The 24,395-nt window shown below is 64.2% G+C and carries 23 protein-coding genes; 12 read left to right on the top strand and 11 right to left on the bottom strand.

Annotated elements, in window-relative coordinates; all coding sequences use genetic code 11:
* Positions 1-133 precede the first annotated feature (133 nt).
* The 8 genes from ACYQ47_RS02015 to ACYQ47_RS01980 all read left to right on the top strand — a co-directional run bounded on the left by ACYQ47_RS02015 (position 134) and on the right by ACYQ47_RS01980 (position 11,293).
* Positions 134-709 carry an ANTAR domain-containing response regulator gene (locus ACYQ47_RS02015; protein ID WP_244829714.1) on the top strand — a complete coding sequence of 192 codons (576 nt, stop codon included), beginning with the start codon at positions 134-136 and terminating at the stop codon, positions 707-709.
* 20 nt (positions 710-729) lie between these two features.
* On the top strand, positions 730-1,869 hold the full coding sequence (locus ACYQ47_RS02010) for a CmpA/NrtA family ABC transporter substrate-binding protein (protein ID WP_459904320.1): 1,140 nt from the start codon (positions 730-732) through the stop codon (positions 1,867-1,869).
* A 488-nt stretch (positions 1,870-2,357) separates the two neighbouring features.
* Positions 2,358-2,942, top strand: a complete 585-nt coding sequence (locus ACYQ47_RS02005) for a DUF2760 domain-containing protein (protein ID WP_250526603.1) — start codon at positions 2,358-2,360, stop codon at positions 2,940-2,942.
* A complete protein-coding gene (locus tag ACYQ47_RS02000) occupies positions 2,939-4,822 on the top strand; it encodes an Hsp70 family protein (protein WP_244828511.1) in 1,884 nt (627 codons plus the stop codon). Before ACYQ47_RS02005 ends, ACYQ47_RS02000 begins: the two co-directional genes overlap by 4 nt.
* On the top strand, positions 4,823-7,645 hold the full coding sequence (locus tag ACYQ47_RS01995; protein WP_459904319.1) for an Hsp70 family protein: 2,823 nt from the start codon (positions 4,823-4,825) through the stop codon (positions 7,643-7,645).
* Positions 7,646-7,804: 159 nt separating this feature from the next.
* Positions 7,805-7,963 carry a hypothetical protein gene (locus tag ACYQ47_RS01990; RefSeq protein ID WP_244828514.1) on the top strand — a complete coding sequence of 53 codons (159 nt, stop codon included), beginning with the start codon at positions 7,805-7,807 and terminating at the stop codon, positions 7,961-7,963.
* Positions 7,964-8,297: 334 nt separating this feature from the next.
* Positions 8,298-10,337 (top strand): ATP-binding response regulator, encoded by a 2,040-nt coding sequence (locus ACYQ47_RS01985; RefSeq protein ID WP_250493237.1) that lies wholly within the window; start codon positions 8,298-8,300, stop codon positions 10,335-10,337.
* Entirely contained in the window at positions 10,334-11,293 is a 960-nt protein-coding gene (locus ACYQ47_RS01980) for a nucleoside hydrolase (RefSeq protein ID WP_459904318.1), read from the top strand. Before ACYQ47_RS01985 ends, ACYQ47_RS01980 begins: the two co-directional genes overlap by 4 nt.
* A gap of 115 nt (positions 11,294-11,408) precedes the next feature.
* Here ACYQ47_RS01980 and ACYQ47_RS01975 read toward each other — a convergent pair whose 3' ends face one another.
* Positions 11,409-12,095: an alpha/beta hydrolase gene (locus ACYQ47_RS01975; RefSeq protein WP_244828518.1), complete on the bottom strand. Its 687-nt coding sequence runs from the start codon at positions 12,093-12,095 to the stop codon at positions 11,409-11,411.
* 39 nt (positions 12,096-12,134) lie between these two features.
* Complete coding sequence (locus ACYQ47_RS01970; RefSeq protein WP_244828519.1) at positions 12,135-12,524, bottom strand: MAPEG family protein; 390 nt, start codon at positions 12,522-12,524, stop codon at positions 12,135-12,137.
* Between the two features lie 132 nt (positions 12,525-12,656).
* Here ACYQ47_RS01970 and ACYQ47_RS01965 point away from each other — a divergent pair, with 132 nt between their 5' ends.
* The gene (locus ACYQ47_RS01965) at positions 12,657-13,064 is read left to right on the top strand and encodes a PPC domain-containing DNA-binding protein (protein WP_244828521.1); all 408 of its coding nucleotides are present in this window, start codon (positions 12,657-12,659) and stop codon (positions 13,062-13,064) included.
* A 42-nt stretch (positions 13,065-13,106) separates the two neighbouring features.
* Here ACYQ47_RS01965 and ACYQ47_RS01960 read toward each other — a convergent pair whose 3' ends face one another.
* The 3 genes from ACYQ47_RS01960 to ACYQ47_RS01950 all read right to left on the bottom strand — a co-directional run bounded on the left by ACYQ47_RS01960 (position 13,107) and on the right by ACYQ47_RS01950 (position 15,591).
* A complete protein-coding gene (locus ACYQ47_RS01960) occupies positions 13,107-13,949 on the bottom strand; it encodes a metallophosphoesterase family protein (protein ID WP_250466715.1) in 843 nt (280 codons plus the stop codon).
* The gene (locus tag ACYQ47_RS01955; protein WP_459904317.1) at positions 13,946-14,956 is read right to left on the bottom strand and encodes a diacylglycerol/lipid kinase family protein; all 1,011 of its coding nucleotides are present in this window, start codon (positions 14,954-14,956) and stop codon (positions 13,946-13,948) included. Before ACYQ47_RS01955 ends, ACYQ47_RS01960 begins: the two co-directional genes overlap by 4 nt.
* Positions 14,957-15,147: 191 nt before the next feature.
* Positions 15,148-15,591: a CBS domain-containing protein gene (locus ACYQ47_RS01950; RefSeq protein ID WP_244828530.1), complete on the bottom strand. Its 444-nt coding sequence runs from the start codon at positions 15,589-15,591 to the stop codon at positions 15,148-15,150.
* 355 nt (positions 15,592-15,946) lie between these two features.
* Here ACYQ47_RS01950 and ACYQ47_RS01945 point away from each other — a divergent pair, with 355 nt between their 5' ends.
* Entirely contained in the window at positions 15,947-16,906 is a 960-nt protein-coding gene (locus tag ACYQ47_RS01945) for a chemotaxis protein (protein ID WP_244828531.1), read from the top strand.
* 136 nt (positions 16,907-17,042) lie between these two features.
* Here ACYQ47_RS01945 and ACYQ47_RS01940 read toward each other — a convergent pair whose 3' ends face one another.
* The 3 genes from ACYQ47_RS01940 to ACYQ47_RS01930 form a co-directional block, all read right to left on the bottom strand.
* On the bottom strand, positions 17,043-17,321 hold the full coding sequence (locus tag ACYQ47_RS01940; RefSeq protein ID WP_244828532.1) for a hypothetical protein: 279 nt from the start codon (positions 17,319-17,321) through the stop codon (positions 17,043-17,045).
* A gap of 322 nt (positions 17,322-17,643) precedes the next feature.
* Positions 17,644-18,099 (bottom strand): response regulator, encoded by a 456-nt coding sequence (locus ACYQ47_RS01935; RefSeq protein WP_310392998.1) that lies wholly within the window; start codon positions 18,097-18,099, stop codon positions 17,644-17,646.
* A gap of 82 nt (positions 18,100-18,181) precedes the next feature.
* A complete protein-coding gene (locus tag ACYQ47_RS01930) occupies positions 18,182-18,505 on the bottom strand; it encodes a hypothetical protein (protein WP_244828535.1) in 324 nt (107 codons plus the stop codon).
* Between the two features lie 247 nt (positions 18,506-18,752).
* On the opposite strand from ACYQ47_RS01930, the gene ACYQ47_RS01925 reads away from it, so the two are divergent.
* Positions 18,753-19,775, top strand: a complete 1,023-nt coding sequence (locus tag ACYQ47_RS01925) for a transporter (protein WP_459904315.1) — start codon at positions 18,753-18,755, stop codon at positions 19,773-19,775.
* 13 nt (positions 19,776-19,788) lie between these two features.
* Here the strand turns inward: ACYQ47_RS01925 and ACYQ47_RS01920 are convergent, their stop codons facing one another.
* Positions 19,789-20,256: a nuclear transport factor 2 family protein gene (locus ACYQ47_RS01920; protein ID WP_459904314.1), complete on the bottom strand. Its 468-nt coding sequence runs from the start codon at positions 20,254-20,256 to the stop codon at positions 19,789-19,791.
* 106 nt (positions 20,257-20,362) lie between these two features.
* On the opposite strand from ACYQ47_RS01920, the gene ACYQ47_RS01915 reads away from it, so the two are divergent.
* On the top strand, positions 20,363-20,935 hold the full coding sequence (locus ACYQ47_RS01915; protein ID WP_244828540.1) for a TetR/AcrR family transcriptional regulator: 573 nt from the start codon (positions 20,363-20,365) through the stop codon (positions 20,933-20,935).
* Here ACYQ47_RS01915 and ACYQ47_RS01910 read toward each other — a convergent pair.
* Positions 20,932-22,281 carry a TolC family outer membrane protein gene (locus ACYQ47_RS01910; RefSeq protein ID WP_459904313.1) on the bottom strand — a complete coding sequence of 450 codons (1,350 nt, stop codon included), beginning with the start codon at positions 22,279-22,281 and terminating at the stop codon, positions 20,932-20,934. The genes ACYQ47_RS01915 and ACYQ47_RS01910 overlap by 4 nt on opposite strands.
* The gene (locus ACYQ47_RS01905) at positions 22,274-24,394 is read right to left on the bottom strand and encodes a peptidase domain-containing ABC transporter (protein WP_459904815.1); all 2,121 of its coding nucleotides are present in this window, start codon (positions 24,392-24,394) and stop codon (positions 22,274-22,276) included. Before ACYQ47_RS01905 ends, ACYQ47_RS01910 begins: the two co-directional genes overlap by 8 nt.
* Position 24,395 lies beyond the last annotated feature (1 nt).

The following is a 24,395-nucleotide window of genomic DNA, read 5'->3' as shown; positions in this document are numbered from 1 at the left end:
GGTCGCGCACATTCGCACGCCGTATTGCCTATGCCATTCGGCCAGGTTCTCAAGCGGCCTGGCGCACGTTAGAGTCGAAGGTATCGCGTATGCCTTCGTTCCGACCGTTTCCCGCATGACTCCTGCTCCATCCATGTTGCGCGTCTTGCTCGTCACCGACACCGCCAAGCCCATCGGCGACTTGCGCGAGCAGCTGGCGCGTCTCGGTTACGACATGCTCGCCGAGGTCGCCGCGCCTTCCGCGCTGCATGCGGCCGTGGAGAGCCAGAAGCCGGATGTCGTCATCATCGATACCGATTCGCCTTCGCGCGACACACTCGAACAGCTCGCGGTGATGAACAAGGCCGCGCCGCGTCCCGTGCTCATGTTCAGCAACGACGCCGATCAGCAGTTCATTCGCGCCGCCGTCGGCGCGGGCGTGACAGCGTATTCCGTGGAAGGGCTCGCGCCCGCGCGGCTTGCACCGATCATCGAAGTCGCGCTTGCTCGCTTCGCACACGAGGCGCAGTTGCGGCAGCGGCTCGCGCAAGTGGAGAACGAGCTTGCGGAGCGCAAGATCATCGACCGCGCGAAGCGGCTGCTGATGGATCGCCGCGGCCTGTCCGAGAACGACGCCTACGCCATGCTGCGCAAACGCGCGATGGACCAGGGCGTGAAAGTCGCGGAGATCGCGCGCCAGCTTCTCTCGGTCGCGGATTTGCTGCCCTGACCAAGCACATTGCACAGACCATGAACTTGCCCGAAACGAATACATCCCCGTCCGCGTTGCCCGAACGCACGCATTTGCGGCTCGGCTTCGTCGCGTTGAGCGACGCCGCGCCGCTTGCCGTCGCGGCCATCCACGAGATGGGGCGGCGCCACGGCATCCGTATCGAACTGTGCCGTCAGCCTTCGTGGGCCGCCGTGCGCGACAAGCTGCTTTCCGGCGAGATCGACGCCGCGCACGCGCTATATGGGCTCGTGTATGGCGTGCAACTGGGCATCGGCGGGCCGCAGGCGGACATGGGCGTCCTGATGGTCCTCAACCGCAACGGTCAGGCGATCACCTTTTCAAACCCGCTCGCCGATGCCATTCGGAATGGCGCGAGCGTGAAAGATGCGCTGGCGTCGCTCGACCGCCCGCCCGTGCTTGCGCAGACTTTCCCGACCGGCACGCATGCGATGTGGCTGTATTACTGGCTGGCGGCGAATGGCGTGCATCCGCTGCGCGACGTGCAAAGCGTCGTGATTCCGCCGCCGCGCATGGCCGATGCGATGGCCGAAGGCATGCTCGACGGCTTTTGCGCGGGCGAGCCGTGGCATGCGGTGGCCGAAGCGCGCGGCGTGGGACGCACGGTTGCGTACACGAGCGAAGTCTGGCCGGATCATCCGGAGAAGGTCCTTGCGTGCCGGCGCGATTTCGTCGCGCTGTATCCGAATAGCGCGCGGGCGCTGGTGCGTACGCTGCTCGACGCATGCGCGTGGCTCGACGCGCGCGAGCATCGCGTGGAGATTTCGCAGGCGCTGGCTTCGGCGGAGTTGCTTGGCGTCCCGGCGGCGCTCATCGAAAGACGGCTGGCTGCTGCCGATGGCGGCGACGCGCGCGCGCTTCCCGTGCGCTTCTTCGACAATGGCGCGGTGAACTTTCCGCGCGTGTCGGATGGCTCGTGGTTCGTCACGCAGTATCGGCGCTGGGGCATGCTTTCCGGTGAACACGACGATGCCGCCATTGCAGCGGCAGTGAACCAGACGGCGTTGTATCGCGAGGCGGCGCTGGCGGCAGGCGTGAGTGTGCCGGACGAGTATCGGAAAGCGACCTTGTGCGATGGACGCGTTTGGGATGGCGGCGATACGGCCGGTTATCTCGCGGGCTTCGATGTGAAGGCTTGAGCGCGGGCTGTTGTCTCGTCTCGCGAAACTGCATCGGCCGGCGCGAGGGCCAGGCGCAAACGTCGCAAGCGACCAGGACACGCCGTACGCCAGCTTGCATGCACGTCGGTTCGACCCGGTCGTGAGCACGCCAGCCAACGCAAGGTTTAGCGGCGACTCGGCCTTCGCGCCACGATCAAGCCGTCTCGATCCCGCCAAGCCTTGACTTAAGCGCCTAAATCAAGAGAATGGGCGCCGCCGCACGACCCTCGCGGGCGGGTTTTAGCGCCCCGGCGCCAACATCATGGACAATATCGGGATACGGACCGAAACGCGCTGATGTTCTCGTCGCGTGCTTCGGCTCACGCAACCGCGCTCAAACGGCCTGCCGTGCCGCCGCTCGCGGCATCGGCTGCCGTTTTCCGCACACCAGAACCGCGCCGCCACCGGCCACCAGCGCCGCCGAGGATAGGTCGTCCTCGCAAGCAGCCACAAGGAGCATCAAACACATGACCGACATGAATCCGTCCTTCTTCGGCAGGATAGGCATTGCCTTCGGAGCGTTCTTCGGCGTGCTCGGCAACGGCGCGTTCGCCGGCCGCGTGCAGCGCCTGCGCGAAGCCCCGCATGCGCCGGAAGCGCCCGTGCCCGCCGCCGCGCCGGTGGCAACCGCGCCGGTCGCGCCCAAGCCCGCGCCGTCGCCGCTGAAGGAATCGAGCCCCGTCGCCGCCTTGCAATTGCTCGGCCTTTTGCAGCGCGACGCCCGCTTCATCGATTTCGTCGAGGAAGACATCGCCAATTACAGCGACGCCGATATCGGCGCGGCCGCGCGTCTCGTGCACGACGGCTGCCGCTCGGTGCTGCGCGAACATTTCACGGTCCAGCCTGTGCGCAACGAAGCCGAAGGCAGCCGCATCACGCTGCCCGAAGGTTTCGACGCCAGCGCCGTGCGGGTGACCGGCAACGTCGTCGGCAAGCCGCCGTTCTCGGGCAATCTCAGCCATCGCGGCTGGAAGGTCGCTGAAACACGTCTGCCGAAGCTCGCGGACCAACACGACGCGAGCATCGTCGCACCGGCCGAGGTGGAGCTATGAGCGATCATCACGAAGAGAACGCGCCGCGCTATTCCATCGGCGTCGATCTCGGCACCACGCACTGCGCGCTGTCCTACGTCGACTTGTCCGCAAGCGACGGCGAGAAGACCGCGCAAGGCGTGCTGTCCATCGCGCAACTGACGGCGCCTGGCGCGGCCGAGGAGCGCGAGTTGCTGCCTTCGTTTCTGTATCTGCCGCATCCGAGCGAACTCGCGCCCGGCGATCTGACCTTGCCGTGGACGCAGGAACGCCCGTTTATCGTCGGTGAGCTGGCGCGCAGCCGGGGCGCTGGCACGCCCATCCGCCTCGTCTCCAGCGCGAAAAGCTGGCTCTGCCATCCGGGCGTGGATCGTCGCGCGGCCATCCTTCCCGCCGATGCTCCCGAGGAAGTCGAACGCGTCTCGCCGCTCGAAAGCTCGGTGCGCTATCTCACGCACTTGCGCGAGGCATGGAATCACGCGCATCCGGACGCGCCTTTCGATCAGCAGGACGTCACCGTGACGATTCCCGCCTCCTTCGACCCCGCCGCCCGCGAACTCACCGCCGAAGCCGCGGCGGCGGCCGGCTATGCGCGCATGACACTGCTCGAAGAACCGCAAGCCGCGCTCTACAGCTGGATTCAGAAGTCGACGGGCGGCTGGCGCAAGCAAGTGAAAGTGGGCGATGTGATTCTCGTCGTCGATGTCGGCGGCGGCACCACCGATCTCTCGCTGATCGCCGTGGTTGAGCGTGAAGGCAATCTCGAACTGCATCGCGTCGCGGTCGGCGAACACATCCTGCTGGGCGGCGACAACATGGACCTGGCGCTCGCGCATATCGTCGCGCGCAAGCTCGCGGCCGCCGGCACGCAACCCGATCCGTGGCAACTGCGCGCGCTCACTTATGCGTGCCGTTCGGCCAAGGAAACGCTGCTCACCCATCCGGACACGGAAACCGTGCCGCTCGTCGTGCCGAGCCGTGGCTCGAAGCTGATCGGCGGCTCGCTGCGCACCGAGCTCACGCGCGCCGAACTCACGCAGATCTTGCTCGAAGGCTTCTTCCCGCAAGTCGATGGCAGCGCGCGCCCGGTCAGCCGCGCACGCGCCGGTCTCACGCAACTCGGTCTGCCCTATGCGCAGGATGCCGCCGTGACGCGTCACCTCGCCGCGTTCCTCGGCCGTCAGGTGAACGCGCTCGCGCAAATCGAAGGCTTGCCGCACGAAGCCCCGCAAGGCGCGACGCTGCTGCATCCGACCGCGGTGCTCTTCAACGGCGGCGTGTTCAAGTCGCCGCTCCTGGTCGAGCGCGTCATGTCCACGCTCAATTCATGGCTCGCCGCCGAGAACGCGCCCGCCGCGCGTCTGCTCGAAGGCGCGGACCTCGATCTGGCGGTGGCGCGCGGCGCGGCCTATTACGGCTATGTTCGGCGCGGCAAGGGCGTGCGCATTCGTGGCGGCACGGCACGCGCATACTACGTCGCGGTCGAGTCGGCAATGCCTGCCGTGCCCGGACTCGAACCGCCCGTGCAGGCACTGTGCGTGGCGCCTTTCGGCATGGAGGAAGGCACGGAGGCCGCGCTGCCCGCGCAGGAGTTCGGGCTCGTGGTCGGAGAGCCGGTGCATTTCCGCTTCTTCGGCTCGTCGGTGCGCCGTCAGGACGAGGTGGGCACGCTGCTCGAATACTGGCAGCCGGACGAACTGCAGGAACTCGAGGAGATCGAGGCATCGCTGCCATCGGAAGGGCGCACGCCCGGCGAAGTCGTGCCGGTCAAGCTGCACGCGCGCATCACCGAGGCCGGCACGCTCGAACTCGAAGCCGTGCCGCGCGGATCGTCCGAGCGCTGGAAGGTCGAGTTCGACATGCGCGGCGGCGTGAGCGCCGACTCGGGCATGGGCCTGTAAGTGCCGGCGCGTAAGAAGGCGGCGGGCGCGCGCTATCGCGTCGGTATCGATCTGGGCACGAGCAATACCGTCGTCGCCTATGCCGAAGCGGGCTCGGACGAGATTCGCGTCTTCGAGATGGAACAGCTCGTGAGTCCGGGCGAAGTGGCGGCGCGCCCGCTCCTGCCATCGTTGCGGTATCACGCGGCAGCGGGAGAACTGAACGCGAGCGACTTGCAGTTGCCGTGGCCCCGTGACGCAAACGCCGGGGCACAGCCCGAAGTGGTCGGCCAGCTCGCGCGCGTGCTGGGCGCGCAGGTTCCGGGGCGGCTCGTTTCGAGCGCGAAAAGCTGGCTCTCGCATGCTTCGGTGGATCGTGTCGCGCAAATTCTGCCGTGGGGCGCGGGCGACGACATCGAAAAGATCTCGCCCGTCGCCGCGAGCGCGAGTTATCTCGCGCATGTGCGCGCGGCGTGGAACCATCGCTTTCCGGGCTCGCCGCTCGAAGCGCAGGACCTCGTGCTCACCGTGCCCGCATCGTTCGATGAAGGCGCGCGCGCCCTCACGCTCGAAGCGGCGCGCATGGCCGGGCTTACGGCGCTGCGCCTGCTGGAGGAACCGCAGGCGGCGTTCTACGACTGGCTGTTTCACCATCGCGAAAAGCTCGCCGATGAACTCGCGGCCACGCGGCTCGTGCTCATCTGCGATGTCGGCGGCGGCACGACCGACCTCACGCTGATCCAGGTCGCGATGGACGGCTCGGAGCCGCGCCTGACGCGCATCGGCGTGGGCAACCACCTGATGCTCGGCGGCGACAACATGGACCTGGCGCTTGCGCATCTGGTGGAGCGGCGCCTTGCCGGCAACGATCAGGAGCGCCTCTCCGCCGCGCGTCTTTCGCAACTCGTCGAACGTTGCCGCGCGGCCAAGGAGCAATTGCTCGGCGCCAACGCGCCGGACAAGGCCACGATCACGCTGCTCGGCGCGGGCTCGAAGCTGATCGGCGGCGCGCGCTCCACGGAAGTGACGCGCGAGGAGATCGTGCGGATCATCGTCGATGGCTTCTTTCCGATGGTCGCGCCCGACGAGCGTCCGCGTCGCGCGCGCGGGGGTATCGTCGAATTCGGGCTGCCTTATGCAAGCGATGCCGGCGTCACGCGGCACGTCGCGGCGTTTCTCGCGCAACATGCCACGCAGGCGCGCGAGGCGTTGGGCGAAGCGGCATCTGACCAAGCCAGCTTGCCCGTTCCCGACACGCTGCTCCTGAACGGCGGCGTGTTTCGCGCCGAACCGCTTGCGAGCCGTATCGCCGAGGCGCTCGGTTCATGGCGCGGCGGGCCGGTCCACGTGCTCGCCAATCACGATCCGGACGTTGCCGTGGCGCGCGGCGCGGTCGCCTATGCGCTCGCGCGCGCGGGCCGCGCACCGAAGATCGGCGGCGGCTCTGCGCGCAGCTACTTCCTGCTGCTCGACGAAGACAAGAGCGACGCTGGCGAGCGCGGCGTCTGCGTGCTGCCGCGCGGCACCGAGGAAGGTCAGGCCATCCATCTGGCGGACCGCACCTTCGCGTTGCGGCTCGGCGCGCCGGTGCGCTTTCACCTGGTGTCTTCGGTGGCGGATGCGACGTTCAAGGCAGGCGAGATCGCTGATGTCAGCGCCTCGGCCGGCGACTTCGTGCGTTTGCCGCCCATCGCCACGGTCGTCGATCCGCGCGGCCAGGAGGCGAATCACGCGCACAAGCCCAACGAGACGCCCGTGCAATTGACGACTTCGCTCACTGAAGTCGGCACGCTGGAGATGCACTGCATCGCCACCGACGATCCCGCCAAACGCTGGCTGCTCGAATTTCAATTGCGCCGGGAAAATGCGTCGAACGACGCGGCGGCAAGCGAAACGCATCCTGCGTTGCCGAAAGCCATCGATCTGATCGACCGCACTTTCGGCGCGCGTTCGCAGGACGTCGGCCCGAAGGAGATCAAGCGCCTGCGCGCGCTGCTCGAACAGGCGCTCGGCCCGCGCGATAGCTGGGATCTCGCGCTCTTGCGCGAGCTTTACGGCGCGCTGTGGGACCGCGCGAAACGCCGCCGCCGTTCCGCCGATCACGAACGGCTGTGGCTCAACCTGACGGGCTATTGCTTGCGGCCGGGCTTCGGTCATCCGCTGGATGGCTGGCGCGTCGAGCAATTGTGGACGCTCTTCGACCAGGGCATCCAGTACGGCAACGAAAGCCAGATCTGGTCCGAATGGTGGACGCTATGGCGGCGCGCGGCAGGCGGTCTGCCCGAAGCCGCGCAACTGCGCCTGCTCGACGACATGGCCTTCGTGCTTCAACCGCCCGGCACGAGCCGCTATCGGCGCGCGGCGGGCGCTGCGCGCGCGGGCTATGAAGACATGGTGCGGCTCGCGGCATCGCTCGAACGCGTGCCGGTCGCGCGCAAGATCGAAACCGGCGAATGGCTGCTCACGCGGCTGAAGAAGCCTTCGGAGAACGTGCAGAGCTGGTGGGCGGTCGGGCGGATCGGCGCGCGGCAGCCGTTCTACGGCAGCGCGCATGGCGTCGTGCCGCCCGAGACGGCGACCGCCTGGCTCGGCGCGATCCTCGCGCTCGACTGGAAGAAGGTCGATCCGGCGGCGTTCGCGGCCGTGCAGATCGCGCGCATGACGGGCGACCGTTCGCGCGACCTTCCCGACGACATCCGCGCCGCCGTCGTGCAGCGCCTGGAGACGATGGGCGCGGCGGAAGCGTGGATCGCCATGGTCCGCGAAGTCGTCACGCTCGATCGCGCCGACGAAGGCCGCGTGTTCGGCGAGGCGTTGCCGGCAGGGCTCAAGCTCATCGGCTGAACTGGCGTCGATGCGGCGCGTCGAGACCGCGAATTGCTTCGCTCTCAGAAGCTTTTTGCGAAAGACGGCGCGAAAGCCTTGCGCTGTCTTGATTCCCGGCTATGCGCGTCCTATGGTTATCAGTGTGTTCGTCCTGGACACACACTGAAGGAGGTCATCATGCCATCCCCACGCAAGGCTCAAGCGAGCAATCCCGCCGAAACCGAAATGTCGAGCCGCAAGAAAACGGCCGGTCCCAAGGCATCGCCGCCCAAGGCAGCGGGCGCCAAGGAAACGCAGGTCGCCAAACGCAGCACCAAGGCCAAACCGAAATCGTGAATGCGCGAGGCGCGGTATCGCGCACTCTCGCGCGGTACGGTTAGCCCTCGTCATCGCGCGGGGGGCATCTGTCGTGGCCGTCCTTCGATACGGCGAGCAGGCATGCCCGGCTCGCCGTTCGACTGATCCGGTTCCGAGATGCACCGGTTGCTTTGCGCGTCGACTCTCTCCTCCTTCCCCGCCGCTGCCGTCCAAAGCCATCTTTTTTCAGCGTCCGCCCGCCAAAAGCTCGCATTAATTTCCGTTTTTAACGGTTGATGCCTAAAAAAAGGCGTATTGGTAAGACCAAGTTGTCCTACAGTAGATATCCCCGAAACCGCGACTCAAACAAGCGATGGCCGTCCCTCAACGCGCCGAACGTGTGCGCACTCCCGAGATTTTCTCCGCCGCGCGAGAAGCGGGGCTCAGTCTCGTTCGCAATCTTTCCATTCCGGCCGCTTTCGCCGACCGCGCGCTGGAAGCGCAATTCCTCGAAGATCACGCGCAGCGCTTCTGCGCGTTCAGGCGCGCATCCGCGCTGCTCGCGCTCGTCATCTGGACCTGCTTCCTCTGGTGGGACTTCAGTTTCTCGCAAGGCAACAGCGCGCTGAACGGGCGCCTGTCCGACATTCTGGCAATCCGCTTTGCGGGCATCGTGTTGCTGATTCTCGAATGCTGTCTCGTCCTGCGGCCCTCGTTCCGCTCGCACGCGATGTCCGAGAAGGTCATCCTCACGGGCATCTACGGGCTCTTGTGTCTGATCCTCGCGCTCTTCGCGATCACGCCCTCGCCCTATAACTACACGCAGCATTTCACGGGGCTGTGCCTCGCGCTCTTCGTGCAGTTCAGCTTCTTCTATCTGCGCTCGCGGGTCGTGCTGACGGCGGGCATCGTCACCATGGCGTCAATCGTGGTGCTGCAGCTCACCGCGCATCTGCTCAATCCGGAGAATTTCTTTGCCGGACTGTTCTATATGTTCAACGTGATCGTGGTCGGCCACGGCGTCTGCGTGCACGCCGAACGCGTCTCGCGCGAACGCTTTTCCGCCGAGCGCGCGCTCGCCTCGCTCAACGACGAACTGCGCGCCGCGAACGGCTCGCTCGCGCGCAAGAACGACGAGTTGGAGATCTCCAGGAAGGACCAGGAGAACAAGACCACGGCATTGCTCGCGTTGCGCGAACAGCAGATGATCGCCGCGCAAACCGCGAGCCGCGAGAAGTCCAATTTCCTCGCCGCCGCGACCCACGATCTGCGCCAGCCAATGCACGCGCTCAACCTGTTCCTGCAAGCCGCCGCCGAGGCCATCCGCAACGGCGAGTTCGAGCAGGCGGAACGGCTCATCGACGAATGCGGGCGCTCGTCGATCATTCTGGCGCGGCTCTTAAATGCCGTGCTCGATCTCTCGCGGCTCGAATCGGGCCGCGTGGTGCCGCGCTATCACGTGTTCGACGTGCGGCGAACCATCGAGGAAGCCGTCGAACAATTGCGTCCGTTCGCCATGAGCCGTGGCGTCGACTTGCGGCTGCGGCTGCCGAAGTCGGAAGTCGTCTGCGTGCGAAGCGACGCGCACTGGCTCGGACGCGCCATCGCCAATCTGATCTCGAACGGCATCAAGTACGCCGATCAAAGCAAGAGCGCCAGCAAGACCGCCAAGCCCACCGTGATCGTCGGCGTGGTGCGCTCGCCGACGCGGGCGCGCATCGACGTGCTGGATAACGGCATCGGCATTCCGGCCGATTATTTCGACGCCATCTTCCAGCCCTTCTTCCAGGTCGACAACCCGGAGCAAGATCGCGACAAGGGGCTGGGACTCGGCCTGTCTATCGTCAATGCGGTCATTTCGATGCTGGACGAACACCGCATCGAGCTCAAGTCCACCGAAGGGCGCGGTTCGCGTTTCTCACTGGAAATGCCGCAGTGCGGACCGACGCTCGACAAGCCGTCCACGCGCGCGCCTGCATTGTCCGAGGCGAACGAAGCGGCGGCGCTGAGCGGGCGCTACGTGCTGCTCGTGGAAGACGACGGCCTCGTGCGCGCATCCACCGAGGCGCTGCTTTCGCAATGGGGCGTGCTTTACGACTCCGCCGCGACCTTCGACGAGTTCGAAACCATTCTCGCGGACATCGAGCGCTTCCCGGATCTCATCATCACCGACTACCGCCTGCGCGACTCCAAGACCGCGCGCGAAGTGGCCATGCTGGGCACCGCAAGGCTCGGCCGTCCGTGTCCGTGTCTGGTCGTGACGGGCGAACCGTCGGCCACCATCGTGCCGCTCGCGTGCGAGCAGGATGTGCTGAGCAAGCCCGTGAGCCCGGCGGAATTGCGCCGCGGCATGGTCGCGTTGATGCCGAACGCAGCCGCCGGCCAGAGCGCTTGCGAGGCAGCCATCGCATGAGTGTGCACAAGGTCATCTACGACACCGACCCCGGTATCGACGACGCTATCGCGCTCGTGTTTCAGACGTTGCATCCGCGGATCGAACTCGTCGGCATCACGAGCGTGTTCGGCAATGCCGATATCCATACGACGACCGCCAACGCGCTCTATCTTGCATCGCGTTTCGCGCCGAATGTGCCGGTCGCACGCGGTGCGGCGGCGCCTTTGCAACGCGCCGCGCCCGAACCTATTCCGCAAATCCACGGCGACGATGCGCTCGGCAACGTCGAGCGCACGGAAGCCGTCACGGTGAAGGAGGACGGGCGCGCGGCACATCGGTTCATTATCGAAAAGGTGCGCGCGGAGCCGGGCGAAATCACGCTGCTCGCGGTCGGGCCGCTCACGAATCTCGCGCTCGCGTTGCGAGACGATCCGGAGATTGCATCGCTCGTGCGCGAGGTCGTCGTCATGGGCGGCGCGTTCGGTAACAACGGCGCGCTCGGCAACGTGACGCCCGCCGCCGAGGCAAACATCCATGGCGACCCGGAAGCGGCCGATATCGTCTTCGGCGCGCCGTGGAAGGTGTCGATCGTCGGGCTCGATGTAACGCATGAAACCGTGATGACGAACGCGTTTCTCGCCGATGTGCGGGACAGCGCAGGCAATGCCGGCCGGTTCGTATGGAACGTCTCGCGCTTTTACGAGCGCTTTCACGCGAACGATGGCGAGACGCGCGGCATCTACGCGCACGATTATTCGGCGGCCGCTTTCGTCGTCTCGCGCGAACTGTTCACGACGAGAAGCGGGCCGGTGCGCGTGCTGACCGAAGGTATCGCGGCGGGTTTGACTGTGCAAAAGCCCACGTCGATGCGTGCCAGCGCGCCGGATTGGGACACGCGGCCATCGTGCGACGCGTGTATCGGCGTCAATGCGGACGCGGTGCTCGAACTCTTTGCTCGGACATTGCGCGGCTGACGTGCTTGTCTAGTGCACCGCTTCTTTCATGCAACCGGCGCGCGCCGCGGCAATGCCGACACGCTGCGGCTTCCACCTTGCCGAAGCGGATCGGCGGGCATACCAACGCGGCGCTTCAACCCTCGCGCAAGCGCGCACCCAGCCACTCGCGCAGTGCTTCCACTTCCTCCATGCAGACCGAATGCGGCATCGGATACGTATTCCATTCCACCGTGCAGCCCTGCTCGCGCGCGAAGTCCACGGCTTCCTCGCCTAGCCGCACGTTGAGTACGTCGTCGAAGCTGCCGTGCGCGGCGAAGATCGGCGTGTCGCGGTTCGCATCGCTGAACGAGGCATCGATCAAGCCTTTCGACGGGATATAACCCGACAGCACGATCAGCCCCGCGAGCTTTTCCGGATGCGTGAGCCCCGCCTGATAGGTCATTGCGCCGCCCTGCGAAAAGCCGGCAAGAAAGATGCGCTCGGAGGCGATGCCGCGCGCGTTCTGCTGCGCAACGAGTTCGCGCACGAAGGCCACAGACGTCTCGATGCCCGCCTCGTCCACGCGCCGGTTGATACCTTCGAACGACAGGATGTCGTACCACGCGCGCATCACGTAGCCGTTGTTCGCGGTTACGGGAATCTCCGGCGCGTTCGGAAACACGAAGCGCATGGCGGGGGCATCGGCCAGACGCAGTTCGGGCACGAGCGGCACGAAGTCGTTGGCATCCGCGCCGAGTCCGTGCATGAGGATCACCGCGAACTCGGGGTCCGGCGCGGTTTCGACTTCCACTACCGATGGATCGTACGGTTGTGCGGACATGCAATCACTCCCTTGAGGTCGATCACGTTCAATCACGCGTCAGATGATGGGCACGAGCAATAACACGATACCCACGATGGAAATGAGCCACACCAGCGAGCGCACGAACGGCACACCGCCCGCATAAAGCGGCACGTAGCACAGGCGCGCGACGAAATACATGAGCGCGCCATAGTGCGTAAGCGCATTTTCGCGCCCGGCGACATGCACGATCAGCACCGCGACAGCGAAGATCGGCAAGGTCTCGAAAAGGTTCGATTGCGCTCGCATCAGGCGCCCGGTGAGCTTGCGCGGCGGCGGCGCCGGGCCGTCGCGCGGACCGGCGTTGTATCTGAGGCCCGTCTCCTTGTTGCGCAAGAACGCGGGCAGCAGCACTTGCACGAGAGCGAGGATGAGCGTCCAGGCCAGCATCGTCAGTTCGAAACTCATGGCGTCTCCAATCGGTTTGTTGGCGATGCAAGCGACGGTCCATCATGCCATCGGGCCGTGCGAACGTGTACGCTTGTTGGCATTCCTTCGACTTACGCTCGTTCTCACGCTCAAGCTCGCGGTGAATCTTCCATGCACACGCTTACCCTGCGTCTTTCTCCCGGCGATGACCTGCGCCTCGCGCTCGATCTCGCAGTTCGCTCGCAAAAAAGCGCGCAAGAAGCGGGCGCAGCGTTCGTCCTGCAAGGCATTGGCAGCTTGAGCGTGGCTGCCTTGCGCTATGCCGGGCGCGACGAGGCAACCGTTCTGCGCGGCGACCTCGAAATTTTGACGCTGGCGGGATCGCTATCGGCGGATGGGCCGCATCTGCACATGAGCATCTCCGATGCCGATGGCCGCGTCTTCGGCGGCCACGTCACGGCGGGATGCATCGTGCGCACGACGGCGGAAGTGCTGATCGCAAAGTTGCCGGACGAACGCTACACGCGTGAGCACGATCCCGCGACAGGTTTCGCGGAACTCGTCATCCGGCGTACATAGCTTCCTGAGTTGCAGCAGCACGAAGCGCTCCAAGAGCGTCGATCAGGCGGATGCGACTGTTGCCGGTTCGGCGGCGGCGCTATCCAGCGCGAGATCGTGACGCGCGATCAGCTCGAAGCGCTCGCTCGTTTCCACATAGTCCCAGCGCTCGACGGTCGTGCTGCGCGTACCCGAAGACCCGTCGTAGCGAATCACGTTCACCGAATTGTCGATGGTCCCGCGCGTGCGCCGGGACAGCGCCGTGCCCGCCTGCACCGCCCACAGCTTGCGCGGCAGGCCGGCGAAGGTATCGTGCAGCGGCAACACGTAGGGCAGATGAATGTGCCCGCCAAGAATGAGATCGGCGCCCGCGCGCGCCCAGCGCTGCACGGCGCGCTCGTGTCCATGCAGAAGGTTGGCCTCGTCTTTCGCGCGCGTGACCGCGACCGGCTGATGCGTGACCACCACGCGCAATTGCTTCGCGCTTGCCGCTTCGAGCCGCGCGGAAACGCGTTTGACCTGTTGCATCGAAATTTCGCCGTCCTTGTGACGGAACGGACGCGTGGTGTTCACGCCGAGCACGAGCAGCGTGTCCGATTCGAACGACGGCTCGAGCTCCGCGCCGAACACGCGCTGATGATTCGCATACGGACGAAAAAGCCGCGCGAGCGGATTGAAGAGCGGAATGTCGTGATTGCCGGGAATGACGAGCCGGGGCCGCGTGCCGAGGGCATCGAAGAACGCGCCCGCCAGCGCGAACTGATACCGCCGCGCGCGCTGCGTGATGTCGCCCGAGACGACGACTAGATCGGGCGAGATGGCATCGGAAAGCCGCAAGAGCGCCGCCACCACCGTCGGGCGTTCGGTGCCGAAATGCGGATCGGATATTTGCAGCAAAACGTTCATGAGCGATTGGCTTCGGCCACGGCCGGCTCGGGTTTGAGCAGCAGCAATGGCTTGTCGGAAACGCGGAATTCCAGCGGCATCTGCAGCCACGCCACTTCGCCATCGGTTGCGATCTTCACGCGACGGCGTCGTCCGGACGGATGCGTCACCGTAATGCGCTCGAATGTGAAACTCGTCACGTGATCGGAGTCGGATAGCCGCCCTGCCGCGCCGCGCAAGGACAGGAACAGATGCGCGAGCCGCCCGACCGGACGCGGCGCAATGGCCACAAGCAAGCCATGTTCCAGTGCGCCGGCTTCGGCCATGCCGATCTGTTCGAGTTGCAGCCGGTTGTTGCCGACGAAGAGCGTCGATGAACGGATGTCGCGCACTTGCCCTTCATGCTCGATATGCAGCCGCAAATGCCGATGCCGCCGCAATAGCGTGTTGAGCGCGGACCACAGCGCGACCAGACGGCTGCGGCCGAATTGCTGCTTGTAGGTTTCGCGATCTTCCAGCAGCTTGGGATAAAGCCCGAGACTCGCATTGACGATGAACATCTGGCCGTTCACGTAGCCCACCTGCGCGGGAAATACGCGCGCTTCGAGCAACAGGCGGGTGGAAAGCTCGAGATCGGCGGGAATACCGTGATCGCGACTGAAGTAATTGAACGTGCCGCGCGGCAGCACCGCGAATGGCACGCCGCGCGTAAGCGCCGCTTCGGCCACGGCGCATAGCGTGCCGTCGCCACCGGCGCCGACCAGCACGCCGCCCTGATCGAGCGCCAGTTGTGCCGCCTCGCGCGCGGCGGCGGGCAGACGGCCGGGGTCATCGACGACGCACATTTCGAAGCGCCGACCCGCCGCGCCAAGTTCGCGGTCCAGCACGGCGCGGGTTTCATCGGCCTGCTTGCGGCCCGATCCCGCGTTCATCACGATAAAAAACGGCGCGTGCGGCGCAAGTGTCTGCCCTTGTTCCGCGCCTCGAGCAGGTTCGGCGGGTATGACGGGTGTGGCGGTCGGGGTCATCGGCAGCGCTCCTGGCATCGTGCGATTCGTCCCGCCTGGCCGCCGACGTGCCGTGGAAGCGCGCTCAAGACGCCACGTCCCGCCGACACGCACGCAACGAAGCCCGGCGAGTATCTGCCGAATCATAACAAAATGCTTACAGCCGCATGACGAGACGCACGCGCAAGGCGTGCGCCATCGCTCAAGGCAGATCAGGTATGTTCGCCGCCGCGAATGTAGTACTCGAGCTGCTGAATGGTGAACTGCTGCTCGGAGATGATGTTCTTCACCAAGTCCCCGATGGAAATCATGCCGGTCAGCTTGCCGTCTTCGATCACCGGCAAATGGCGCATGCGCTTTTCCGTCATGAGCGCCATGCAGTCGTCCGTGGTCTGGTCGGGGCGGACGTAACGCACGTGCGAGGTCATGATGTCGCGCACCGGCGTCTGCTTGGACGAACGGTCCATCAGCACGACCTTGCGCGCATAGTCGCGCTCGGTCACGATCCCGACGATCTCCTCGTTCTCCGTGACGATCACCGCGCCGATATGGCGGTCGGCCATCAATCTGATTGCATCGTAGACCGATGCAGTTGCCGCGATCGTGATGACTGTCTGATCGGGTTTGGAACTGAGTACCTGTGCGACTGTTGCCATCGAGCGCCTCCGTCTGGCTTCGCGCGGCTCACCGGCCGATGAACACGCGCTTTTGTTGTGCGGAACCGATGTTGCGCGTAACGGGCGAGGCAGTTCGTCGTGCGACATGTAGCGCGGGCTTAAAAGTGACCGGCTGCATCGGCGAAAGTCCGACCGTGGAAAAAGTATAGATCAACCCCGGCTCGCGGATATGCGCCCGTCCGCTCGCATGTTTTTGCAGGCCCGCTGGACTTGCGTTTGCGCACGCAAGGCGCGTCGCCTTCAGTTTTGTCGATTCGTGCCGCTAATCAGACACGCGCGCCGCGATGCGCGCATCAAGCGGCGCAATGAGGCGCCGCTCATGGAGATGACAAAGGTGAGCAGTTCACAACAGGATATCGAGCAGCGCGTGCGGCTCGCGGGCAGCAACATGTTCGAGCTGCTTCTGTTCAGGCTCGGCGAGGCGCCGGGTTCGGAACAGCGCGAGCTCTACGGCATCAACGTGTTCAAGGTGCGCGAGATTCTCGCGATGCCGACGATCACCGCTGTCGCGGGATCGAGCGCGGAAATTCTCGGCGTCGCCGACATTCGCGGGCAGATCATTCCCGTGATCGATCTGGCGCGCATCACCGGATGCCGGCCGAAAAACGGTCCGAAGATCCTGCTCGTCACCGAGTTCGCGCGTACCACGCAGGGCTTCGCGGTCGAGGAAGTCGATGACATCGTGCGGCTGGAGTGGAATCAGGTGCTGTCGGCGGAATCGCATTCGGGCGGCAGCACGGTAACGAGCTTCGCGCGGCTGGACGGCAACGTCGACGGATCGCGTCTTGCGCAAGTGCTGGATGTCGAGCGCATCGTGCGAGAAGTGCTGCCGGGGCAGGAATCCGATATCACCGAGGAAAGCACCGGCCGCCTGCGGCTCAAGCCCGGCGCGCGCGTGCTCGCCGCGGACGACTCGGGCGTGGCGCGCTCGCTCATCGGACAGAGCCTCACCGCGATGGGCGTGCCCTTCGTCATGACCAAGACCGGTCAGGAAGCGTGGGACGTGCTGGAATCGGCGCTCAGAAAGGCGCAGAAGGACGGCACGGAAGTGTCGGATCAGATCGCGCTCGTGCTGACGGACCTGGAAATGCCGGAAATGGACGGCTTCACGCTCACGCGACGGATCAAGGCGGAATCCGGTTTGCAGCATATTCCGGTGGTGATCCACTCGTCGCTTTCGGGTTCCGCGAACGAGCAGCACGTTCGCAAAGTCGGAGCGAATGCGTATGTGTCGAAGTTCGAGGCTTCCGAACTCGCAACCGTCATGCGCGGCGCATTGGCCAACGCGGCCTGAAAACCGAGCGATCAAACGAAATCGGCGCCCGAGATAACAGACCTTGTGAGTCTGTTTCTCCGGGCGCCGTTTTCTTTGCTTATTGCGTACTGGTCAGTCCGTTTAGCCGAATGATAATCCGGCCGGACTGTTTCGATCAGTGACCGAAGAAAACCGAGTTTGCGTTGTTGTCGCCGTTGGCTTGCGCACGATTGCCCGATTGAGCCAGCGAGTCACGCGAACCGCCGAAAGCGCGGTTGTCGCCATGAGCCGCTTCTTCAGCAGCAATGGTTTGTGCGCTCGGGCCTTGTTGCGAGCTCGGCGCGCCGACTGCCGGACGGTAGAACGGAGCCGGGCCGTAGCCGCTTGCAAATGCGGGTGCTGCGAGCGTGGCGGAAGCGGCGATCAAGAGAGTAGCGATAAGATTGCGTTTCATGGTGAGCTCCAAAGACGGTTGACGTTCAATCAGAAAGCGCCGCAGCGGTCTTGCGAGAAACTGTCTGCTACGTCGATGAAATGCAGTGTATACCCCTACTATCGTTTTTTTATCTCGATATCTTTCAATACACTTTTCACGCTGAACCAACAATCGCTGGCAGCACGATTGTGCTTAAGTTCTGAGCAGCCTTTTCGGATAAGGGTTTGCGGACGATGCAGTCCAGCAGCGGCGCGAGCTTTGTTTAGCGGGGGCAAAACGATTATTTATCGCACGAGCGTGCAATAGACGGGTAACTCGGGCTGATTTCCGGCGTTATCTCTCAATGCACCTGCACGAGCTTTTCGATGAGCCGCACGAGCGCGGCCGGCGAACTGCCCTTCTGGCAATAACCGTCGAAACCGGCGTGAAGCCCTTGCGTCCTGACGAGTTCTTCACCGAGCGCGGTAAACGCAATGATCCCGGCGTCGCGCGTCTGAGCCACGCGGCGCAAGACGCGGGCGGTGGCGAAACCGTCGTGCTCGGGCATGGTGATATCGAGAATGACGATGTGCGGGATCCAACGATCCACCGCGTGCAGCGCCTCCAGGCCGCCGAGCGCGACGCGCGTCTCGAAGCCATCGGCGAGAAAGGCGGCGGAGAGTGCCTCGGCGCTCGTGGCGTTGTCATCCACGATAAGAATGCGCCATTGCTTACGGTCGACGTCGACGCTGCGGTTGGTCCACAGCGAACACGGTTGAGAAGACGAGGTCAGCGAAGTCAGCGAAGTCAGAGGCATGGCAATCCGGCAAATTCATTTTGCCGAACAGCCAGCAGGTTTCGGACCAGAGACGCGCGCCGCCGCTTCTCGGCGTGCGCGGTCAGTCTTTTTTGCTTTTGCGACGCTTGCCCGCGACCACTTCTTCGCGGTCACGCAGGCGCGCGTTTGCTTCCACGAGCGATGCGGCGTCGTGCTGACGCAAGGCCAGATCGAGTTCGCCGAGCGCCGCGAAAACCGCGTCCCGCTCCGCTTCTTCGTTTTCCGCCACGCGCCGGGCTTCCTTGTCGATCCGCTTGAAAAGCTTGCCGCCAAAGCGCGTATCCACCGCGCCTTCGCGCACGAGAACAGCGATCACCGAAGCCAGCCGGACCACGCCTGCTGCCGTGGTTTGCGTATCGCCATCCAGTTCATCACGGTCGTCCACTCTTGCCTCTCCCCGGTTTGGGCAAATGATTCGCGTCGATATCGTCCGATGCGAGGGCGCGCCGCGCCCTTCTTGCGTTGCGCCATGATACGCCCGCTTTGTGACAGCCAAATTTGCACGGGTATGAAGAACCTGGCCCGCGCGCCCCATTCGACAGACGCGCGAGCAATGGCACACTAACGCCTGCCGCCCTGTCACGCCAGTCGATATCGATGACGCCGTTTAGCCACTGCCACCGACCGCCCGCATGAATCCCGCTACCCTGCATAGACCGTCCTACGGCTCCGACTTCTCCGGCCTCGTCTGCGGCTTCCTGTTTCATCTCGACCAGCCGGGCGTTGCCATCGACGCCGACACCGCGAGCGCCTGGCTCGCCCGCGACGATACGTCGAAGGAATTCATCTGGCTGCACTTCGATCTCGCCAATAGCGCGTGCGAACGCTGGATGCGCACGCGGCTCGGCCTTCCCGACGCATTCTTCGAGACGCTCAGCGAAGGCTCGCACTCGACGCGCATCGAGCATAAGGAAGGCGCGTTGTTCGCCGTCATCAACGATGTGATCTTCAACTTCGAACTGACGCCGTCCGAGATCGCCACCTTGTGGGCGTATACGCATCACAAGATTCTCGTCACCGCGCGCATGAAGCCGCTGCGTTCCGTGGACTCCCTGCGCGAATCGGTGCGACGTGGCGAGCTGTTTCGTTCGCCCGCGGAATTACTCGCGCATCTGCTGCGCGATCAGGCGGAATTGCTCGTGCAGATCGTGCGGCGCACGAGCGTGGAAGTGGACGGCATAGAAGACCGCTTTCTGTCGCTGCATTCGCCCACGAGCCGTTCGGATCTCGGCGCGTTGCGACGCGTGCTCGTCAGGCTGCAACGCCTGCTCGCGCCGGAACCGGGCTCGGTATTCCGGCTGCTTGCGCGTCCGCCGCGCTGGCTGCACGCGCAGGACATTCAGGAATTGCGCGACGCCACCGAGGAATTTTCGCTCGTGCTCAACGATCTCGCGGGACTCGTCGAGCGCATCAAGCTCTTGCAGGAAGAGATCGCGACGCGCATGGACGAGCAGAGCAATCGCACGCTGTTCACGCTGACGCTCGTGACCGTGCTCGCGTTGCCGATCAATATCGTCGCGGGTTTCTTCGGCATGAACGTGGGCGGCATTCCGCTCGCGGAAAATCATCACGGCTTCTGGCTGCTCGTGTTGATCGTCGCGAGCTTTACCGTGCTCGCGGGATGGTGGGCGTTTCGCCGCCGTCGCAACATGTGAGCGTACGCGCGTGTTAAAAGCCGAGATCGCTCAGGCCGGGATGGTCGTCCGGCCGGCGTCCGAGCGGCCAATGATATTTGCGATCCGCTTCCCGAATCGGCAAGTCGTTGATCGACGCATGGCGGTGCGTCATGAGACCCGCCTCGTTGAATTCCCAGTTCTCGTTGCCATAACTGCGATGCCAGTGGCCCGAATCGTCGTGCCATTCATAAGCGAAACGCACGGCAATGCGATTCCCCGTATACGCCCACAGTTCCTTGATGAGTCGATAGTCCAGCTCGCGATCCCACTTGCGCTGCAGGAACGCTTCCACGGCAGCGCGGCCGTCGACGAATTCCGCGCGATTGCGCCAGCGGGTGTCCTGGCTATAAGCCAGTGCGACTTTCTTCGGGTCGCGCGTGTTCCAGCCATCTTCGGCGGCACGGACTTTCTGCACGGCGGTTTCGGCGGTGAACGGCGGGAACGGCGGTTTGCTTTCCATGGCGAACTCTCCTTTGCCTCTGACATGTAGTCGATATGGGGAGACAGGTCTGTCTACCTGCGGCCTACTCTAGCGCAGGTAGACGAACCTGTCTACAATCGATTGCATGAATACGCATACCGAAGTCACGGAACTCACGCCCGACGCGCGCATCCTGCAAACGGCTCACGATCTCTTCTATCGCGACGGCATTCGCGCGACCGGCATCGACCGGGTGATTGCGGAATCGGGCGTCGCGAAGAAAACGTTCTACCGTTATTTTCCGAGCAAGGACGATCTGATCGTCGCGTTCCTGGCGTTCCGTCACGAGAACTGGATGACGTGGTTTCGCGACGCGCTCGCGCGTCACGGCGGCTCGCTCTCAGCGCTCGTGCCCGCGCTTGCCGAGTGGTTCGGCGGCGACACGTATCGCGGCTGCGCGTTCATCAATTCGGTGGTGGAAGTGGGCGGCACGTTGCCGCCGGCCGTGGATATCGCGCGGCGGCACAAGCGGGATATGACCGCGGCAATTCGCGCACTCATGCCTGCATCGCGCACAGCCAAGGCCGATGCACAAGCGCTGGCGCTCGCCGTGGATGGCGCCATAGTCGCCGCGCAATTCGCCGACTCCCCCGCCGATGCATTGAAGGCGCTCGCACGCGTGGTGCGAGCGGTGAAACGCGGAGCGAGCGCGGACTAGAACGACCCGCCGCTCGCTTTCGCCGATTCCGTGAGCGCCGTCTGCGCGCTGCAACACAACTTCGCGTTCATGACCTCGATATCGTTCGTGCTTAAGGTCGCGACATCGGCCTTCAGTTTCAGGAACGCGACGATGGCATCGTAGCGAGAGCGCAGCAGATCGCGGCGCGCGGTGTAAAGCGCGTCGATGGATCGAAGCACATCCGTGCCCGAACGGCTGCCAACCTTGTAGCCGATCTGCGTGGCATCCAGCGTGTCTCGCGAGGATTGCACGAGATGCGTGAGCGAATCCACCCGAATCCGTTGACGCGTATAGCGTGCGAAGTTGTCGCGCGCGGACGCTTCTGCTTGCCTAGATGCCAGCAGATACGCCTGCTCCTCCTTGTCCGCGAGCGCGAGCGTCTGCTTCACGCGCGCCTGAACCTCGCCGCCCGAGAACAGCGGTATCTGCACCTGAAACATGGCCGTGGTGGTAGTCGTAGGCCGTGAGTAGCCAGATGCAGCGCCAGCAGGCTGATAAGTGCCCGTAATGCTTGCGACGGGATAATGCGCGGCGCGCGCCTTCGCGGTATCGAACTTCGCGATCTCCCAGCCGAGTTGCTTCGACTGTACCGAATAGTTCGACGCCTTCGCCTGCTCGGTCCACGACTCTTCGCCGTCGGAAAGGGCGGGCAAGGTCATGCCTGGGGGCAACGCAAGTAACGCCGAGAACGGCTGGCCGGTGACTTGCTCGACCACGCGACGTTTCGTCGATACATCTTCCTGCGCATCCGCCTGCTGCAATTGGGCTTGTTCGCGCGCGGTGTCGGCTTCTCGCTGGTCGATGAGCGTGGCCTCACCCGCCGCCCGCTTGCGACGCACCTGATCGAGCTGCAAGTCGATGGCCGCGAGATAGTCCGCCGTGCGCTTCTGCTCGTCTTCCGCGGCGAGTTCATCGAAATAAGCCTGCACCGCGCGAAGGATCGACGCCTGTTGCGCCCCCGCGAAGTCCACCGCGCCTTGCGCCACCGTGAAATCCGCCTGACGATACGCGGTCCACTTGCTCCAGTCGAAGAGCGGTTGCGAGACGGTCACCATCCAGCCGTTCTGCCAATAGTCCTGACGCGGAAAGCCGTCCATGACGATGCGGTTATACGCGCGTCCCCAGCCGCCTCCGACTTGCGGCAGCAATGCGGCGCGCGCGATCGGCACCGCTTGCTTCGCGGCCTCGTAGCTTGCGCGCGCCTGCGCGAATTCGGCGTCGTGACCGAGCGATTGTTGAACGACCGCCATGAGATCGTCGGCATGGGCGAGCGACGCGTGTATCAACATACCGAGCAGCAAGCTGCGCTTCAACGATTTATGCATGAGCTTCTTCTTCCGGCGTCGCAACCACAGGCGCTTGGCCTTCGCGCACGAGTCCACCATCCTCGAAGCGATAGCGCGTATCGAAAGCCGAAGCCAGCGACATATCGTGCGTAATCACGACGACGGTGCGATCGAGATTGCGCAACAACCCGGCGATATGCTTCACCGATGCAGGATCGAGATTCGAGGTCGGTTCGTCGAGTAGCAATAGCTCGCGATTTTGATAGAGCGCGCGCGCCAGCAACAGACGCTGCCGCTGCCCCGCTGAAATATTCGCGATGGTGTCGCTAATGACAGTGCGCGTTCGCATTGGCAAACGCATGATGTCGGGTAACAAGCCGACGTCGTCGAGCAGCTTGTGGATGCGCTCCTCGTCCGCCTGGCCCGTGAAGAGCGTGATGTTGTCCGCGATCGATCCGTGCAGGATGATGTCGCCCTGACGCATATGCGCCTGATGCCGGCGGATTTCATCGACGGCGAGATTCGGCCAGGCGATGTCGTTGAGCGCGATATGCCCTTCCTGCAACGGCTCGGCCGCCGACAGTAACTTGAAGAGCGTGGACTTGCCGCTACCCGACGGCCCCGTGATGACGATCTTGTCACCCTTGCGCACTTCGAAGCTCGCGTTCTTCAGAACCGGTTGGTCCGAAATGCCATAGCTGAACGTCACATCGCGCACGTCGATACGCTCGAAATGACGCACTTCGGTGGCACGCTGCGCATCCGCGAGCGGCGTATAGCGTTCGTTCTCGTTCTCGGCGATATCGTCCACGCGCGCGGTCGGCACGCTCAGCATGAAGTACTGGAACATCGCGTTGATGGCGCTCGCAAAGCGCTCCGACATAAGCGACTTGTAGATCAGAAACGAATAGAACACGCCGACCGACACCTTGCCGCCCAGCATAAGACGCGCCGCCAGATACGTGATGATGATGGTATCGGCATAATTGACGAGCTTGAGCATGCCGTCGCGCGTGCAGGTCAGCCGGCTGCTCTTGAGAAGCGCCGCTGCGTAAGCCTTGTAGACGGTCATATAGATGGCCGTGCGGCGGGTCTCGCCTTGCGCGAGCTTGAGCAGCGAAGCCGCGCGGATGGTCTCGATCAGCGAGTCGTCGCAACGGGCCGAGGTTTCGAGCACGAGCGCGTGATTGTCGCGCATGGCCGCGAACATGCTGAGCGCAACCGCCACATACACGGCGAAAACGACGAGCGCGACCACGGCAAGCTGGCGGCTCTGAATGAACATGAGCACGAGCGCGAGTGCGCCGACTGCCAGATCGATATGCAAGGAAATGGCGGAGCGCGTGGCGAACACGCTGATCTCGTCCTGCGCCTTCACGCGCGCGAAGACGTCGCCGACGTGACGCTTCTCGAACCATGACATGGGATTGCGCAGCAAATGGCCGATCAGCCCCTCGGTCATGTTGATCTGCGTGACGTTATAGAGCAGTTCAGTCAGATACTTCTGCACGAATTCGCTCAGCGCGCCAAGCACGAAGATGCTTGCGAACGTCATGATCAGCACGTTCAGCAAGTTGCGATTGTCCGCGGCGACCACGTAGTCGAGCACCAGATTGCCGAAGTACGGCGCGGCGAGAATGGCGAACTGACTGCCGAGCGCGACGAACAGCACCTTGGCGATGAGCGCCGTGAGGTCCGGATTAAGTGCGCGCACGCGCTTCAACGCTGCGGGCACGCGCGATTTCGCGCGGATGCGCGGCATTTGCGGCGTAGGCGCGAACTCCAGCAGAAAGCCGGAGACGGCGGAGCGGAACGTGTCCATCGAGATACGCCGGCGGCCGCTTGCCGGATCGAGCACGCGCACGTAGCCGTGACTCGCCTTTTCGAACACCACGAAGTGCGAGCCGCCGAAATGCATGAGCGAGCCCTTCTTGACCTGCGAGAGATCGTTGGGATCGAAGCGGTATGCCTGCACCGCAAGGCCGAAATCGGTGGCGACATCGTACAGGTCCATCAAGCTCAGCCCGTTCGCCGAAATGGGCTTGTAGCTCGACAACTCGCGTACTTCGGTCGCCCGGCCGAGATGCGACAGCACCATGGCCAGACACGCATAGCCGCATTCGGCCACTTCATTCTGATAAATTACCCGCACC

The organism is Caballeronia sp. HLA56 (assembly GCF_054655155.1).
The sequence above is the reverse complement of the archived record's forward strand: the minus strand, read 5'-3'. Positions and strand labels throughout refer to the sequence as shown.

What these genes read in the sequence shown, in the direction of transcription:
- ACYQ47_RS01975 (WP_244828518.1), bottom strand. Translation starts at nt 12,095, where the DNA reads ATGTCCGCACAACCGTACGATCCATCGGTAGTGGAAGTCGAAACCGCG.
- ACYQ47_RS01985 (WP_250493237.1), top strand. Translation starts at nt 8,298, where the DNA reads ATGGCCGTCCCTCAACGCGCCGAACGTGTGCGCACTCCCGAGATTTTC.
- ACYQ47_RS01950 (WP_244828530.1), bottom strand. Translation starts at nt 15,591, where the DNA reads ATGGCAACAGTCGCACAGGTACTCAGTTCCAAACCCGATCAGACAGTC.
- ACYQ47_RS01980 (WP_459904318.1), top strand. Translation starts at nt 10,334, where the DNA reads ATGAGTGTGCACAAGGTCATCTACGACACCGACCCCGGTATCGACGAC.
- ACYQ47_RS02015 (WP_244829714.1), top strand. Translation starts at nt 134, where the DNA reads ATGTTGCGCGTCTTGCTCGTCACCGACACCGCCAAGCCCATCGGCGAC.
- ACYQ47_RS01955 (WP_459904317.1), bottom strand. Translation starts at nt 14,956, where the DNA reads ATGACCCCGACCGCCACACCCGTCATACCCGCCGAACCTGCTCGAGGC.
- ACYQ47_RS01970 (WP_244828519.1), bottom strand. Translation starts at nt 12,524, where the DNA reads ATGAGTTTCGAACTGACGATGCTGGCCTGGACGCTCATCCTCGCTCTC.
- ACYQ47_RS01915 (WP_244828540.1), top strand. Translation starts at nt 20,363, where the DNA reads ATGAATACGCATACCGAAGTCACGGAACTCACGCCCGACGCGCGCATC.
- ACYQ47_RS02000 (WP_244828511.1), top strand. Translation starts at nt 2,939, where the DNA reads ATGAGCGATCATCACGAAGAGAACGCGCCGCGCTATTCCATCGGCGTC.
- ACYQ47_RS01935 (WP_310392998.1), bottom strand. Translation starts at nt 18,099, where the DNA reads ATGCCTCTGACTTCGCTGACTTCGCTGACCTCGTCTTCTCAACCGTGT.
- ACYQ47_RS02005 (WP_250526603.1), top strand. Translation starts at nt 2,358, where the DNA reads ATGACCGACATGAATCCGTCCTTCTTCGGCAGGATAGGCATTGCCTTC.
- ACYQ47_RS01920 (WP_459904314.1), bottom strand. Translation starts at nt 20,256, where the DNA reads ATGGAAAGCAAACCGCCGTTCCCGCCGTTCACCGCCGAAACCGCCGTG.
- ACYQ47_RS02010 (WP_459904320.1), top strand. Translation starts at nt 730, where the DNA reads ATGAACTTGCCCGAAACGAATACATCCCCGTCCGCGTTGCCCGAACGC.
- ACYQ47_RS01925 (WP_459904315.1), top strand. Translation starts at nt 18,753, where the DNA reads ATGAATCCCGCTACCCTGCATAGACCGTCCTACGGCTCCGACTTCTCC.
- ACYQ47_RS01940 (WP_244828532.1), bottom strand. Translation starts at nt 17,321, where the DNA reads ATGAAACGCAATCTTATCGCTACTCTCTTGATCGCCGCTTCCGCCACG.
- ACYQ47_RS01990 (WP_244828514.1), top strand. Translation starts at nt 7,805, where the DNA reads ATGCCATCCCCACGCAAGGCTCAAGCGAGCAATCCCGCCGAAACCGAA.
- ACYQ47_RS01910 (WP_459904313.1), bottom strand. Translation starts at nt 22,281, where the DNA reads ATGCATAAATCGTTGAAGCGCAGCTTGCTGCTCGGTATGTTGATACAC.
- ACYQ47_RS01960 (WP_250466715.1), bottom strand. Translation starts at nt 13,949, where the DNA reads ATGAACGTTTTGCTGCAAATATCCGATCCGCATTTCGGCACCGAACGC.
- ACYQ47_RS01965 (WP_244828521.1), top strand. Translation starts at nt 12,657, where the DNA reads ATGCACACGCTTACCCTGCGTCTTTCTCCCGGCGATGACCTGCGCCTC.